The organism is Candidatus Avoscillospira sp. LCP25S3_F1, from assembly GCF_052117125.1.
GTDB lineage: Bacteria > Bacillota > Clostridia > Oscillospirales > Oscillospiraceae > Avoscillospira_A.
Genome location: NZ_JBQKJT010000013.1, coordinates 101,718 through 114,912, shown reverse-complemented (window position 1 = coordinate 114,912; position 13,195 = coordinate 101,718). Strand labels below are relative to the sequence as shown.

Sequence of the window (13,195 nt, the reverse complement as noted above, 5' to 3'; positions counted from 1 at the left end):
GCTGTATTCGTAATCACTGAAACTTTGCTGCTTCATTTCTGCACACCGCCTTTTTTCTTATGCCATTATAATACCATTTCTTTTGTGTCATTGCATTAAATCAGCGGTTCCCTTACATTCAGAGTTATTTTCCACCGGAGCGTACCAAAAAAATTTTGGGTCGGTTTCGCGGCATCGGCGCCAATTCGGTTGCAGCCCTGCTGGGTACGGTAACGCCCTTTTGCTCCTGTTCCTCCATTCCCATCTTTATGGGCTTTACCAGCGCCGGTTTGCCGGTAGGCGTGACCTTTTCCTTCTTAATTTCTTCCCCAATGGTTGACTTGGGCTCTTTGGTCCTGCTGATGAGCATTTTTGGTGCAAGAGTCGCGGTTGTATACGTCATCCTCGGGCTGGTCATCGCTGTCATTGGCGGCACACTGCTGGAAAAGCTGGGCATGGAACGTTATGTGGAAGACTTCATTAAGAATGCGCCCCATATTGAAGCGGAAGGCCACGATTTGACCCGACGTGACCGAGTGCAGTTTGCCAAAGAACAGCTTCTCAGCACCATCAAGAAAGTGGCCCCCTATATCTTCATCGGTGTGGGGATCGGTGCTTTTATCCACAATGTGGTTCCCCAGGAGTGGGTGGAGATGATTCTGGGCAGTAACAATCCCTTTGCGGTGATTTTGGCTACTATTGTGGGTGTCCCCATGTACGCTGACATTTTCGGCACCATTCCCGTGGCGGAAAGCCTGCTGTTCAAGGGAGCTGGTCTGGGTACCATTCTTTCCTTTATGATGGCTGTGACCACGTTGAGTCTGCCTTCTATCATTATGTTGAAAAAGGCAGTAAAGCCGAAACTGCTGGCTGCATTTGTTGCCATTTGTACTGGAGGAATTATCATTGTGGGATATTTCTTCAACGCAATTCAGTTTCTGCTGGTCTAAAGAGGGAAAATCACGATAAAAACGTGGTGTCTGTTTTAAAGATAATCATGGGGGCTATGGTCCTGATGGTTGGCTTCTATATAGTATTAAGAGTTTAATTGGAGGTACTTTATTATGGGACTGTTTGGTTTTGGTAAGAAGAAAGAAGAAAATACACTTGCTTGTGCTTGTCAGTGTGGGTGCCCCACTGCGGCAACAGATCCTGCTGAGGTGGAAAAAGAAACCAGTTACACTGGAGACGGCACCCTCTCTATCAAGGTGCTGGGAGCTGGCTGCGCGTCTTGCCACACTTTGCTGGAGAACACGAAAGAGGCTGTGTTGCGCATGGGGCTTAATGCGGATGTGGAATATGTAACGGATATGGCTCAAATTGCCGGATACGGTGTGATGAGTATTCCTGCTCTGGTGGTCAATGAGAAAGTGATCACGATGGGCAAGGTTTTGAAAGCCACCGAGGTGGAGCAACTGCTGAACAAACTTGGCGTTGTTCAGCCCGCGGCCCCTTCCTGCTGTACCTGCGGCGGCACTTGTAAACCGGAAAGTGCGTCTGCATCGATCTTAATCCTCGGCCCTGGCTGCAAAAACTGTAAGACGCTGGAAGAGAACACCCGTGTTGCGTTGGATATGATCGGCAACACTACGTTTACCATCGGTCATGTGACCGACTTTGCTGAGATTGCCCAATACGGCATCATGAGTACGCCGGGACTGGTGGTGGATGGTAAGGTGGTCTCTTATGGCAAGGTTCTGAAGCCGGAGGATATCGCAACGATTCTAAAGAAGGTGCAAGGCTGATTGCAGCCAAATACCCTCCGGCAAATCAGTACAAATTCCCTATGATTTCCGCACACTTTTCGATACCCAGCACACCACTGTCAAGGCAAATTGCGTAATTATCGGCTTCACCCCAGGCGGTACCAGTGTAAAGTTCGTAATAGGCCTTACGCTTTTTATCCTTTTCCCGCAGTCGTTCAGCAGGGGCTTCTTCCCGTTGTCCATAAACCGAGACAATCCGCTCCGCTCTCTTCTCGTCGGAAGCATGAATGAACACAGACAGGCAATCCGCCGCCTCACGAAGAATGTAATCCGCACAGCGGCCAACAATGACACAAGGGCCTTTTTCTGCCAATTGCGTAATCACTTCTGTTTGGGCCAGCCACAGTTTGTCCGCATCCGATTGTCCATCGTAAGTTCTGCCTGCCAGGGCGTTATTGTACAGGTTGTCGGATACTGCGGACTCCCCATATTGTTCGACATATTCCTTTGCAAATCCTGTTTCAGCGGAAATCTTTTCGATGATTTCACTGTCATAGCAAGGAATGCCGAGTTTGGCGGCGACTTCTTTACCGATGGTCCGGCCGCCGCTGCCAAACTCCCGACTGATGGCAATCACGCGATTCCGCGTTTGTGGAGCCGAAACTGGCGCGGGCGCCTCTGCCGCCTCACGGATGACGGACTGCTTGAACCGCGCATAGAGCACCGCCGCAATGACAAAGGAGAGTGTATCGGTAACGGCCTGCACCCACATCAATCCGGTTACGCCCCAAAGGGCATCCATGACGAAGGAAAGTACCGTAAAGATGATTCCCAAACGGAGCACTGCCAGGAGCAGGGAGGTTTTCCATTTGCCGACGGCCTGGAACACAGAATTATACATATTGAATAGGCTCATGCCGATGACACACCAGGACCAGCAGCGCATGAAGGTTGCCGCAACCTGGATGGTTTCTGCGTGCGGTGTAAAAACTCCTGCAATCGCCTCCGGCATCAGCTGCACAACAATCAGGAACGCGATAGAGAACACCCAGAGGATTTTAAAGGAAAGACTGCACACCTGATGGACACGTTTATAATTTTTTGCGCCATAGCTGAAGCCGATCAACGGCATGACACCCTGAGCGATACCGATGCTGATATGCAGTGCAATCGTACCGCATTTGGAGGTGACGCCATACGCCGCGGAAAGGATATTGCCGCCTTCATGGCCAAGTAAAAGACCATTGAGCACGGCAATGGATACGGACACCAAAAGCACCGAAACGGCTGCGGGGAATCCGACGGCACAGGTATCAAACGCAACAGCCTTTTCCAGGGAGAATTGCTTGGGGTTAATGCTCAAAACGGTGTTTTTCCGGATTTTTGCCAGGATGACGAAGAAATAAACCATGGAAATGGTATTGGAAATCATTGTGGCAACGGCAGCGCCCGACACATCCATACCAAATCCAAACGGCATGGTCAGCGCACCGTTAAACACCGTATCTCCCTTTTCAAAAATAAAAATCGGGTCCAGGATAATATTCAGAATACCGCCGAGGGAAAGGCCGATACCAGCTTCTTTTGTTTTTCCAACGGCCCGTACCAGATGGCCTAAAATCAGGCCTGCTACAGTGGGAATAATGGAAACAATATTGCTGAGAAACCAGGTATCAATGCCCTTTGAGGGGTTTGGTGTATTTCAAATTACCGACCCTACCCAGTGTGAACAGGCAGTAGCTCAGGCCCTCCAGGCAGGCTATCGACTCATTGACACGGCGGTCTGTTACGGCAACGAACGGGCAGTTGGAAAAGCCGTGACGGAGAGCGGTATCCCACGGCAGGACATCTTTCTGGTGTCCAAGGTGTGGATTCAGGATGCCGGCTATGAGCAGACCAAGCGGTCCTTTTCCAAGACTCTGGACAATCTGGGGACCGACTATCTGGACCTCTACCTGATCCACATGCCCTATGGCGACTACCACGGCAGCTGGAGAGCCATGGAAGAACTCTATGAGGAGGGGCGGGTTCAGGCCATCGGGGTATGCAATTTCCTGCCGGATCGGCTGACCGACCTCATCCTGACCCACCGCATCGCCCCCATGGTGAATCAGATGGAGATTCACCCCTTCTGCCAACAGGCGGAACTGCGCGCGCTGATGGCCCAGTACCAGATCCAGCCCATGGCCTGGGCCCCCTTTGCTGAGGGGCAGAATCATATTTTCACCCATCCTCTTTTGACACAGATCGGTCAGGTCTATGGAAAGACACCGGCTCAGGTCATTTTGCGGTGGCTTTTGCAGAATCAGATCGTGGCCATTCCCAAATCAGTACATGAGAATCGAATCAGGGAAAACTTTTCAATTGATGACTTTGTGCTGTCTCAGGAGGACATGGAACAAATCCAAAAGATGAATCTGGGGCACAGTTTGATTCTCAACATCACCAGTTTGGACGAGGTTCATCGACTGCACGGTATCCGGTTTGAACAGTGACTGCCCCAGTCAGGACGACATCAACACATTTTCTCATCAGATGGAGCAACGCACATGAGAAAGAGAAAATTACGGGAGTTGGAGGTTTCCGAAATCGGCATGGGGTGTATGGGCTTTTCCCACGGCTATGGGACCGCTCCGGATCGTGATTACAGCATAGAGGCAATCCGCGACGCCTTCGCATATGGCTGTATCTTCTTTGATACTGCAGAGACCTACGGGACGCAGCAGTTCTATCCAGGTCACAATGAACAGTTGGTGGGCGAGGCTGTGGAACCCTTCCGCAAGGAGATCGTTTTGGCAACCAAACTACATTTTCGCGGCGCTGCACCGAAGGACGGCAAAGAATTGGAAGTGGAAGTGAGGCGGCATCTGGAGCAGTCTCTTCATAATCTGCGAAGTGACTATGTGGATCTGTATTATCTGCACCGGGTCAATGAGGATGTTCCCTTGGAAGACATAGCCGGAGTGATGGGGAAACTCATTCAGCAAGGCATCATCCGAGCTTGGGGTCTTTCCCAGGTTTCAGGGGAAATGCTGCGCCGTGCGGATCAGGTCACTCCTGTTTCTGCCGTTCAGAATATCTACTCCATGGTGGAGCGCAACTGTGAAGCAGATATTTTCCCCTACTGCATGGAGCATAGCATTGGTGTTGTCCCGTTCTCTCCCATTGCCAGTGGCCTTCTTTCCGGAAAAGTAACCAGGGACATCAAATTTGAAGGTGACGATGTGCGGAAATTTGTGCCCCAGCTCGCAAAAGAAAACCTGGAGGCCAACCAGCCGATTCTGGACGTGGTCCGCCAACATGCCGCGGCAAAAGGCGCGACCAACGCCCAGATTGCGCTTGCGTGGATGCTACACAAGTATCCCAACGTTGTCCCAATTCCCGGTTCTAAAAACAAAGAACGGATCCTGGAAAACCTAAAGGCCAGCGAGATAACGATGACAGAAGCAGAGCTTTCTTCCCTTGAACAGGCATTGGGCGCATGCACGGTGTATGGACATCGTGGCCATGTTGAAACAGAACAGAATCCCAACTTTGCATTCAGTAAGCAGCATTGATATGATTTGGTACTATTCAGCCCGCAGAATCCTATATTTACCACAGATCAGTGCGAAAAGCACTGAAATATTTTCCTCCAGCAAACGCGTTATCATCCATTTTTGCAGACCATACACCGCAGTCCGTGGGCAGAAAACGTACCACTTTGCGAGAGCCGAATGTTTCCCTACCCAACAAAAAATTAGGGCCTGTGGTGCTTCACAAGCCCTAATTTCTCCCATACACGGTGTTAAGCCCCATAGGATCACATTGTGTACCTATGGGGCTTAACCCTCGTTGCAGACCTGCTTTTTGTAGGAAACTGTCCAATCGTTATGTCTGAGCGGGTTTGAGGGGCTGCGCCAGCACCAGAATATCACCGGCACGGACCACGGTACTGCCGGTGGGGATGACCGTATCGATGCCACGCTTGATTAGGAGCACACGATTGGTGTGGGCCTGGGGAATCTGGGAAAGAGGACGATTGACATAGCGGTGATTGCCCTCTACCACCAACTCACATAGGGCGATATGGTCAGAACCGTCATAACTGCGGGCAGCCAGAACAAGTGTATCTTCCGATTCCAACTGGGTATCGCCGGTGGGAATCAGCGGTGCCTCTTGCCGGACGATCATGGCAACCAGCAGATCCGACGGTAGTTGCAGCTGACTTAAACTCTGACCGCGCCAGGGATGCTCCGGCGCAATGCGCAGTTGGATAAAATGAACGTCGCTGTCCTCCTGATAGTCGTTGAAGGTGCGGCGAATATCGGCTGTGGGATCGATCATGGAAAGTCGTTTTGCCACCCGGGGCAACAAAGTACCCTGTATGGAAATGGATAGCAGTACCATACAGAAGACCAGATTATAAAGGTTGTAGGTTGTTTTAACGCCGCTTAGCACTGCGGCAATGGCAAATACGATAGAGGCGGCGCCGCGGAGACCCGCCCAGGATACCAGGGCGATTTGCTGCGGTTTGGGACGGAAGGGCGCCAGCAGCACGGCGCTGACCAAGGGCCGGGCAGCAAATGTGAGAAACAACATCAAGATCAGCGCGGGAAGCAGAACCGAAGGCAGCTCCAGCGGTGTAACCAGCAGTCCCAGCAAAAAGAAAATCAATACCTGTGCCACATGGGTCAAAACGTCAAAAAAGTGGACCAGATACTTCTTCTGCGGTAGATTGGCGTTGCCGATCCAGATTCCACACAGGTATACGCTCAGATACCCATTTCCGTTGCATGCGGTGGGAATGGCGTAGGCCAACACCATAATTGCCGACAAAAAAACGGTGTGGCTTTGCTGCGAAGGAAGCAGCCGCTGATGGAGCAGCTTGACCGCCAGCCATCCCATGGCAGCACCACACAGGATACCGAAGATCAGCTGCTGCGCCAGCAGGAGGGGGATGGATAGGGACTGCCCGCCCAGCAGGGCGATGGCCACCGTGGTAAGCATGTAGGACATGGGATCGTTGGAGCCGGATTCGATTTCCAGCAGGGAGTCGGTGTGGTATTTCAGGGCCAGTTTTTGGGAACGGAGAATATTGAAAACCGACGCGGCATCTGTGGAGGAAATGACGGAACCAATGAGGAAACATTCCAGCCATGGGAGACTGAGTACCCAGTGGGCGAACAGGGCCACCGCACCGGCAGTTCCCACAACGCCCAATGTGGACAACAGAATCGATGGGGCCAAGACCGGCCGGGCAGCGTGGAGATTGGTGCCGAATCCACCATAAAACATAATAAAGATCAACGATATGGAGCAGATGACATTGACCGCTGCATAATCATCAAAGGGGATTTTAAGAACGCCGTTTTCACCGAAAAACATACCCAGGACGATAAAAATCAGCAGGGAAGGAATGGGAATCTTCTCGAGGAATCGATTGAGCAGAATACAAATCAGGATGACGATTCCCATCAGCAGCAGAGGTTCATTCAAATAACCACCAGCCTTTCACAGAGACTTGACGGGGCATACTCCCATAGTATAGCAAAAAAACAGCGGTATGCCAACCAGAGAACCCATATGGTCAACCGAGTTTGTTGCGAAGTAGCTTTGTTGGCTATTTTGCAACACCTCAACCTGTTTGTGGCGTCGATGGGATGCATTCGATAGTTGTTACAATTGTCTATCAATCAATTTTGCTGTTTGCACCAAATAGGTCGAAACTACTCCTGGGGCATCCGCTGAGAATTTGTGTAATTCAACAGATGTGACGGTATAAACGGCCTTTTGGGAGTATTTACGGTTAAAGAGAAGAGTTTTTGGAATAACGGGCCGGACAACAATGGGAATAAAGTGGGCTTTACAGCGGCCCAAAATTGTTTACCGACCAAATATGGTTCGTACAAAGTGCGGTAAAATCTTGAAATATCACCGCTATACTCTATACTGTGAGTATATGCATCAGAGAGATAAAAGAGATGGTGCATAAAACAGAAAGACAGAGGGGTGAAATTGTATGAATCGAAGGAATATTCCTGCTTATGCAGCGTCGGTCTACAGCTGGCGGCTCTGCCATTTGCGAGGGCCGTGAGTTTGGTAAAAAGCAAAATCGCTGAGTCCCGATTGCCGGAATGGCAAGGATGTTTGTTTTTGGACCAATTAAGTGAGGAACTTATATTATGAAATTATTTCTGAAACTGCTTTCCCAGACCGCTCTCCTATGGGCGCTGCTTTGCATTTGGGGTGTTTCATCAGCCGCAGCGGAACTGCCCAGTATTCAAGCGGAAGCACATCAATTGAGTGATGTGGAATTGCAAGAATATGGAATTTTAGACAAAGAAGTTTACGGTTTGTTCTTTTCCTGTGATCCGGGGGCGGAAGACCAGTCGATCAACACGATGCGTATTGCGATTACTTATGACAGCCGCGTGGTGCAGCCCTATGAATTCCAGGCAAATCAGACGCTGACAGTACCTACAGCAGGATGTTTTCAGATCCTCGGAAAGTACGCAGGGGAAAAGGCATATTTTCCGTATGCCCTGACAACGTATGTTGAGGGCGAACAGGTCTCGTTTAACTATGGGTGTTATGCGCCCCCCAGCATGGTTACCGAGCCCGGAAAAAAGTTGCTGTATGTCATGTTTTTCAAACTGAAGGAAAATGACGAGACACTACTGAAAAAGGGCAGCATAAAAACCACCGCCGATACCGATGTGGTCGAATTACTACAGATTGACAGTGCCGCTATGGTGCAATCTGGAACAGAAGAATACCAATACACCAGTGGTGCGGCGGATAACAGTATGGGCGCACCGGTGATCCAATATCCCAATTGCACGGTTCCGCAACTGGGAGGTCTGACGCTGGGCACGGTGACAGGGGTCACCATTGCGGCGTCACCACAAACGAGTATAGTACCGGAGATTCTCGCTGTGGATACCGAGGGAGAAGGGATGGCGGCCCCCAGCGTACAGTGGAGCTATGATCCTGTGGAAGCGCCGGAAGGCGTTACCTATCACGGTGACGGGACCATCACCGTGACGAAGGATGCACAACCCGGTATCGTCCATGTGACAGCATTTGCCGATGGAATAGCCAGCAATTCGGTAGAAATTTCCATCATCAAGTCGAATACATCCACGTTGGCGTCGGTGGAGCTGTCGGAAGATAGGATAACAGTTGCCGGGATGGATACAGAAAACCAGACGGTGACGGCCAAAGCATGGGATCAAGCCGGTTCCGATATTACCAATTCGGTTACCTGGTCCATTTCCGGTGACGAAGATTCCGGTGTGTCCATTGATCCCAAAACCGGTGTGATTACCGTCAGCGGTATCGCCAAAGACGGCAGTTACGCGGTGACGGCTGTTCAATTGCCGGAGAATACGGCTTCTGCTGAATTTATCGTGGCCCGTGAGGAGGAGCGGGCAGCAAAAATTGTGCTGTCCGACAATGAAATTGTGTTGCAGGTTCCAACCGGGGAGAAACCTGCCCAATCTTCCGCCATTTCTGCCGTGGTAACGAACCAATACGGTGAAGTGATACCGTCGCCCCAACTGACCTGGTCCATTGAAAAGGACGGTTCCGCGGTCCAGGGCGTTACCATTGTCGATGGCGTCATCACCGTGACCAAGGACGCCGCTGCGGCCATATCATCGGGAGAGCCTGCTGTTTTTCTGGTCACAGCTTCCTGCGGGTCCGTAGCGGGAACCAAAACGGTGACGGTTATCGGCGGCGATTCACAGTCGGCCGTAGTTCTGGTTTTGGAGCGGAACGGCATTCGTCTCGGCGATACCGACACTGTTGTTTTTCCGACTGCTGGTGAAGCGGAGAAACAATATATCTATTATGCGGCGTTGTATGATTTACATGGCTCCAAACTGCCCGGTACACCAGTATGGAGCGTGTCGGAGATTACGGACAGTAACGTGCGGTTTTCCGATGGCGTACTGACAGTGGAGGACGGCGCGTCCAAAGGAACTCAAGTGACGATAACGGCGACCATTGACCAATGGAGTAAATCGGTCACCGTTTCCATGACAGATCTGGCGGTGGACTGGGCAGCGGTGGATGCTGCCATAACTGGCAAGGGCCTGACCTATGGCCAGAAAAACGGAGAACTGGCTGTGCTTCCCGCCGATGGTACGGCTATGGCCGGTGACCAACTGCTGAAAGGCGTATTTGCCTATGGGGATGCGGATGGGATACAGGCCGCCGGTTCGCGGCAAGTGACCGTGATATACACCGTCACCACAGACGGAGACTACCAAAATATTCAAGTAGAAAAAACGTACAGTATCACAGTGGATAAAAAGGCCATCACGATTGCAGCAGACTCTCGGTCCAAGTCGTATGGTGCTCCGCTACCCGTTTTGACCTTTACGGTTCCGGATGGAGCCCTCGTCGCCGGGGACCAACCCAGCGATCTATCGGTGTTGCTGCAAACAACCGCGTCTACCCAGTCCGATGTGGGTGGCTATCCAATCACCGGTACGGCCACGGCCGAAAACTATACGGTGACAGTAGCCGATGGTACGCTGACGGTGACACCGGCAACGGTTTCTGTACTGACGGCCGTTCCCACGGCTGTCATCCAGGCCAATGATCCGAGTAATACCGTAGAGGGACTGTGGGCGCTGCTGAACTTGCCGGAGACGGTAGAGATTACCGGCGCCGGTACAGCGGCTACCACGGCGGCAATCCATTGGGCGTCTGCAACGGAAGCGTATAACGCCAAAGGTGGTACCTACACCTATATTGGTACGTTGGAAGCCAACCCCAATTTTGCAAACCGTCCGACGGTAACCGCTACAGTTACGGTAACGGCGGTTCAGTTGGTGGAAATCGGACTGGCGGATGGTGAGATTCCCACAGCGCTGACCGTCACCAGAACGCAGGTCATAGAGGCCGGTACCCTGGCGGATTTGGGGATACCCGCAACGGTGCGGCTGACCTATGACGATGCAGTGACGGCGCAGGAGGTCCACGCTGTCTGGGATATGACGCTGCAACAGCTTCAGTCGTTGGTCAACGACCTGGACGATGGACAGGAGGGAACGGCTACGCTGACTCTGGCAGGAGACAGTATCCCACCATGGGCCACGGTAAAGACGGAACGGCCCGCCATCCAGGTGACCATCACCGCCAAACAGGTGATACCGGAGGAGGATATCACCTTTGCGGCCATTACGGTACCGTATGGGACGGCGTATACGCCCGTCGCCTCTGTGATTCCGAAACCAGAATACAAAGGCGTCACCTATACGTATACGTGCAACGGCAGCGAAGAGTTGCCGGTGGACACAGGGGAGTACACGCTGACGGTAACGGTGGAAAATGCAGACTACCTCGGCACCCGAACCACCACCTTGACCATCCTGCCCAAATCGCTGATCGGTACGCTGACCCTTTCCCGACAGGGGGATACCATTACGGCCATTGCCGCAGGCCTGGAGGATGGCAGCTATGATTTGGTTTGGCTACGGGACGGGGCCGTGATTCCCAATGCGGATGGTGCCGTTTATACCATACGGGATGGGGATCAGGGGACTACGATTTCTGCCAAAGCCGTTGGCAAGGGCAACTATACCGGAGAAATCACTGCGGATGCCGGAATTGTAATACCTGCAACGGTACCCGATACACCAGCGGTTACGGCTTCTGCCGATGATGGACAGGTTACCGTCCATTGGACTGTGGCTCATGACGGCGGAGCCGCTATTATCGGGTATCTTCTGACCATCCGGAACGGCGATGCAACGGTTGATACGGTGGAGTTGGATAGCCGGACCGATGGTTACACCGTCACCGGATTGACCAACGACACCATGTACACGTTCCAGGTGACGGCAACCAACGCAATCGGCAGCAGTGCTCCCGGCATGGCAACGGCTATCCCAAAGGCGCCTTCGGAGGAGGGGCCCGGCGGTGGCTCTACCGGCGGCGAATCCTCTGGCGGCGCCACCGGCGGCAGTGGTACGGCGTCCGATGGGGACACAGAAACAATTGAGAACTCCGACGGCAGCGTTACCGTGACCGTTAACAAACCGGATGGTTCCAAAACGGAGACCACTAAGCTGCCGGATGGCAGCATTGTAGTGGTGTCGATTCATCAAAACGGTCAAATAGAGGTTCATGTTACCCCATCTACGCAAATGCTCCAAGAGACGGGAGGAACCATTACTGGGTTACCCATTCCGTCGCTTCCGGTGACGTCCGATCCAGCCAAGGCTCCGACGGTAACCGTTCATCTGCCGGCAAACACCGCAATCCGGCTGGAAATTCCTGTGGAACAGATGGCTGCCGGCACGGTGGCCATTCTGGTAAGGGCGGACGGAACCGAAACAGTACTCAAAACTGTGGCCACGACAATGAACGGTATCTTGGTAGAGCTGGAAGACGGCGATACTGTTAAGATTCTGGACAACAGCAAGGACTTTGCAGATGTATACGGCAATACCTGGGGCGCAGAAGCCATTGATTTTACTTCAGGCCGGGAGCTGTTCAATGGTACAGGTGAAACCACCTTTTCTCCTACTGCCCATATGAGCCGCGCCATGATGGTTACGGTGCTGGCCCGGCTGGATGGTATGGACACCAGCAGGGGTGCTACCTGGTATGAAGCAGGATGCCGCTGGGCCGTGGAACGTGGAATTTCTGATGGTGACACGATGACGGAGGACCTGACATTGGAGCAGCTGACTGTGCTGCTGTACCGGTATTCCGGCAGCCCGTCGGTCACCGCCTCCGCTCTGGAGACGGTCCATACGGACAATGTCAGCAGTTGGGCAACCGAGGCCATGGCCTGGGCAATCCAGAGCGGTATACTCTCCGGCAGCGACGGCCAGCAAAACGCAAAGCGTCCTGTGACACGTGCGGAGGCAGCCGTGATCGTGATGCGGTATCTGCTCACCGATTAAGTTTTTCTGGTTCAGAGCGAAAACTATTGGTAGTATGGTATCATTATAAATACTTAAATAGAGGAGAGCTGCATCATGAAAGACGTATTCATTCGGGAAGCACTTCCACAGGATGCCGAAGCGCTGCTGGCCCACATGAAAAAGACAGGCGGAGAAACAGACAATCTGACATATGGAGCCGAGGGTATACCCATCACTGTCGAAGAGGAACGGGACTTTTTGCGGCAGATGCAGGAGGAACCACGGTCCGTGTTCTTCTGTGCGTGGGATGGTGAGGTGTTGGTGGGAACCGGAAGCCTGCACGGGCTTCCGGGACGGATGCGCCATCGGGCAGAGCTTGGGATTGCCATTGTCCAATCAGCATGGGGCAACGGAGTCGGCAGTTTGCTGATGGAACGGCTGATTGCATATGCCCGCAGTAACGGTGTGGAACTGATCAATTTGGAAGTACGAAGCGACAATACCAGGGCGCGTCAACTGTACAAAAAATATGGGTTCCGTCGGATTGGCACCGCGCCGGCATTCTTTAAACTGGATGGACAATATGTGGATTTTGAGCTGATGTATCTGGATTTGCGGTAACAGCCGCGATAGCAGTAAACAACA

Annotated in this window: 7 protein-coding genes and 1 pseudogene; 6 read left to right on the top strand and 2 right to left on the bottom strand. The window is 52.3% G+C overall.

What is annotated here, in order from left to right; genetic code table 11:
* Nucleotides 1-113 precede the first annotated feature (113 nt).
* Together ACTQ33_RS12595 and ACTQ33_RS12590 are read left to right on the top strand one after the other, a co-directional pair.
* Nucleotides 114-929, top strand: a pseudogene (locus tag ACTQ33_RS12595) (permease); the annotation flags it as partial.
* Between the two features lie 114 nt (nt 930-1,043).
* Complete coding sequence (locus tag ACTQ33_RS12590; protein WP_441464948.1) at nt 1,044-1,724, top strand: thioredoxin family protein; 681 nt, start codon at nt 1,044-1,046, stop codon at nt 1,722-1,724.
* A gap of 25 nt (nt 1,725-1,749) precedes the next feature.
* Here ACTQ33_RS12590 and ACTQ33_RS12585 read toward each other — a convergent pair whose 3' ends face one another.
* Entirely contained in the window at nt 1,750-3,096 is a 1,347-nt protein-coding gene (locus ACTQ33_RS12585; protein ID WP_441464953.1) for a cytidylate kinase family protein, read from the bottom strand.
* A 244-nt stretch (nt 3,097-3,340) separates the two neighbouring features.
* On the opposite strand from ACTQ33_RS12585, the gene ACTQ33_RS12580 reads away from it, so the two are divergent.
* Together ACTQ33_RS12580 and ACTQ33_RS12575 are read left to right on the top strand one after the other, a co-directional pair.
* On the top strand, nt 3,341-4,180 hold the full coding sequence (locus tag ACTQ33_RS12580; RefSeq protein ID WP_441464947.1) for an aldo/keto reductase: 840 nt from the start codon (nt 3,341-3,343) through the stop codon (nt 4,178-4,180).
* A 54-nt stretch (nt 4,181-4,234) separates the two neighbouring features.
* Nucleotides 4,235-5,242, top strand: coding sequence for an aldo/keto reductase (locus tag ACTQ33_RS12575; protein ID WP_441464946.1), 1,008 nt, complete (start codon nt 4,235-4,237; stop codon nt 5,240-5,242).
* A 313-nt stretch (nt 5,243-5,555) separates the two neighbouring features.
* Here the strand turns inward: ACTQ33_RS12575 and ACTQ33_RS12570 are convergent, their stop codons facing one another.
* Nucleotides 5,556-7,163, bottom strand: a complete 1,608-nt coding sequence (locus tag ACTQ33_RS12570) for a potassium/proton antiporter (RefSeq protein ID WP_441464945.1) — start codon at nt 7,161-7,163, stop codon at nt 5,556-5,558.
* A 686-nt stretch (nt 7,164-7,849) separates the two neighbouring features.
* Here ACTQ33_RS12570 and ACTQ33_RS12565 point away from each other — a divergent pair.
* Together ACTQ33_RS12565 and ACTQ33_RS12560 are read left to right on the top strand one after the other, a co-directional pair.
* Nucleotides 7,850-12,589, top strand: coding sequence for an MBG domain-containing protein (locus ACTQ33_RS12565; RefSeq protein WP_441464944.1), 4,740 nt, complete (start codon nt 7,850-7,852; stop codon nt 12,587-12,589).
* 75 nt (nt 12,590-12,664) lie between these two features.
* Nucleotides 12,665-13,171, top strand: coding sequence for a GNAT family N-acetyltransferase (locus ACTQ33_RS12560; RefSeq protein WP_441464943.1), 507 nt, complete (start codon nt 12,665-12,667; stop codon nt 13,169-13,171).
* The last annotated feature ends 24 nt before the right edge of the window (nt 13,172-13,195 follow it).

Excerpts from the sequence above, each read along its gene's own strand:
- ACTQ33_RS12590 (WP_441464948.1), top strand. The coding sequence starts at position 1,044 with ATGGGACTGTTTGGTTTTGGTAAGAAGAAAGAAGAAAATACACTTGCT.
- ACTQ33_RS12585 (WP_441464953.1), bottom strand. The coding sequence starts at position 3,096 with ATGGTTTATTTCTTCGTCATCCTGGCAAAAATCCGGAAAAACACCGTT.
- ACTQ33_RS12575 (WP_441464946.1), top strand. The coding sequence starts at position 4,235 with ATGAGAAAGAGAAAATTACGGGAGTTGGAGGTTTCCGAAATCGGCATG.
- ACTQ33_RS12565 (WP_441464944.1), top strand. The coding sequence starts at position 7,850 with ATGAAATTATTTCTGAAACTGCTTTCCCAGACCGCTCTCCTATGGGCG.
- ACTQ33_RS12560 (WP_441464943.1), top strand. The coding sequence starts at position 12,665 with ATGAAAGACGTATTCATTCGGGAAGCACTTCCACAGGATGCCGAAGCG.